Origin of the sequence: Streptomyces sp. NTH33 (assembly GCF_003236365.1) — a bacterium.
Classification (GTDB): Bacteria; Actinomycetota; Actinomycetes; order Streptomycetales; family Streptomycetaceae; genus Streptomyces.
This window is the reverse complement of the sequence record NZ_POTZ01000777.1, coordinates 1-1,998: the sequence shown is the minus strand read 5'-3', so window position 1 is coordinate 1,998 and position 1,998 is coordinate 1. Positions and strand designations below refer to the sequence as shown.

At 73.7% G+C, this 1,998-nt stretch carries 1 protein-coding gene and 2 pseudogenes; all 3 read left to right on the top strand.

The window, feature by feature from the left end:
- Positions 1–117: 117 nt before the first annotated feature.
- Positions 118–612, top strand: a pseudogene (locus tag C1I97_RS42600) (enoyl-CoA hydratase/isomerase family protein); the annotation flags it as partial.
- Between the two features lie 15 nt (positions 613–627).
- Positions 628–1,278: pseudogene (locus C1I97_RS42595) on the top strand (dihydroxyacetone kinase subunit DhaK); the annotation flags it as partial.
- A gap of 46 nt (positions 1,279–1,324) precedes the next feature.
- A complete protein-coding gene (gene dhaL / locus C1I97_RS36125) occupies positions 1,325–1,930 on the top strand; it encodes a dihydroxyacetone kinase subunit DhaL (protein WP_111007143.1) in 606 nt (201 codons plus the stop codon).
- The last annotated feature ends 68 nt before the right edge of the window (positions 1,931–1,998 follow it).

Here is a 1,998-nt window from a genome sequence, read left to right as displayed (position 1 = left end):
CTCCCGGAGGTGCCCGCCCCGCTCGAACTGCCCCCCGAGCGGCGCACCTGGACCGACATCCGCTACCGGCAGCGCGGCGACGTCGGCTTCGTCACCTTCTCCTTCCCCGGCGGCGCGATGAGCACCGGCCAGTGCCGCAGGCTGCTCGCCGCCTACCGTTACGCGCTCACCCGCCCCACCCCGGTCCTGGTGCTCGGCGGCACCCGCGACTTCTTCTCCAACGGCATCCACCTGAACGTCATCGAGGCGTCCGACGACCCCGCCGCCGAGTCGTGGACCAACCTGGGCGCCATCGACGACCTGGTGGAGGCGGTGCTGCGCACCACCGACCGGCTGGTCGTCGCCGCGCTCGGCGGCAACGCGGCCGCGGGCGGCGTCATGCTCGCCCTCGCCGCCGACGAGGTGTGGTGCCGCACCGGCGCCGTCCTCAACCCGCACTACCGCCGGATGGGCCTGTACGGCTCCGAGTTCTGGACCTACAGCCTGCCGCGCCGCACCGGCGCCGCCACCGCCGAGCGGCTGACCACCGAGGCCCTGCCGGTGAGCGCCGCCACCGCCCACGGCCTCGGCCTGGTGGACCGTGAGGTGCCTGTCCCGGCGGGGGGGTTCACCACCGAGGTCGAGCGCATGGCGGCCGAGCTCGCCGAGGACGAGGGCATCCAGGTGGCGAAGGTCCTGGTCAACGATGACGTGGCGGTGACCGACAGCCTCTACACGGCCGGGCGGCGCGGCACCGGCGCGACGCTGTTCGTGGAGAAGATCGCGGGCGCGGCGGCCGACGAGGGGCAGCCGCTGGAGCGGGTGGAGGCGATCGCCCGGCAGGTCAACGAGAAATCCCGCAGCTTCGGCGTCGCCCTGAGCGCGTGCACCACCCCGGCCAAGGGCAGCCCCACCTTCGACCTGCCGCCCGGGGAGCTGGAGCTGGGCATCGGCATCCACGGGGAGCCGGGCCGGGAGCGGCGGCCGATGATGACCTCGGGTGAGATCGCCGACTTCGCGGTGCACGCGATCCTGGAGGACCTGCACCCGGGCAACCCCGTGCTGCTACTGGTCAACGGCATGGGCGCGACCCCGCTGCTCGAGCTGTACGGCTTCAACGCCGAGGTGCACCGGGTGCTCGCCGCGCGGGGTGTGGCCGTCGCCCGCACACTGGTGGGCGACTACGTCACCTCGCTGGACATGGCCGGTGCCTCGGTCACCCTCTGCCAGATCGACGAGGAGCTGCTGCGCCTGTGGGACGCACCCGTGAGTACGCCGGGCCTGCGGTGGGGCATGTGATCCCCGAAGAGCGCCTCCGACCCACCTACCACGCAAGGGAGATCCAGTGCTCGACGCCGACTTCTTCCGCCGTTGGATGACGGCGACCGCCGCGTCCGTGGACCGCGAGGCGGAACGGCTCACCGCCCTCGACTCGCCCATCGGGGACGCCGACCACGGCATCAACATGCAGCGCGGCTTCACGGCCGTGCGGGCCTCGCTGGAGAAGGAGGCGCCGGACACGCCCGGTGCGATCCTGGTCCTCGCCGGGCGCCGGCTGATCTCGACGGTCGGCGGTGCGTCGGGGCCGCTGTACGGAACGCTGCTGCGCCGTACCGGCAAGGCGCTCGGGGACGCCGCCGAGGTGGGCGAGGAGCAGCTGGCCGAGGCGCTCAGGGCCGGCGTGGACGGGGTCATGGCGCTGGGCGGGGCCGCGCCGGGCGACAAGACCATGGTGGACGCGCTGGTGCCGGCCGTGGACGCGCTCGGTGACGGCTTCGCGGCGGCGCGCGCCGCCGCCGAGGAGGGTGCCGTGGCGACCATCCCCCTGCTGGCCCGCAAGGGCCGGGCGAGTTATCTGGGTGAGCGCAGCATCGGGCACCAGGACCCGGGTGCGACGTCGTCCGCCCTGCTGATCGCGGCACTCGCCGAAGCCGCCGCGGTGGAGGCGTGACATGGGTGACGGCAAGGCGGGTGACGACAGGAAGGTCGGGATCGTGCTGGTCTCGCACAGCGCCGAGG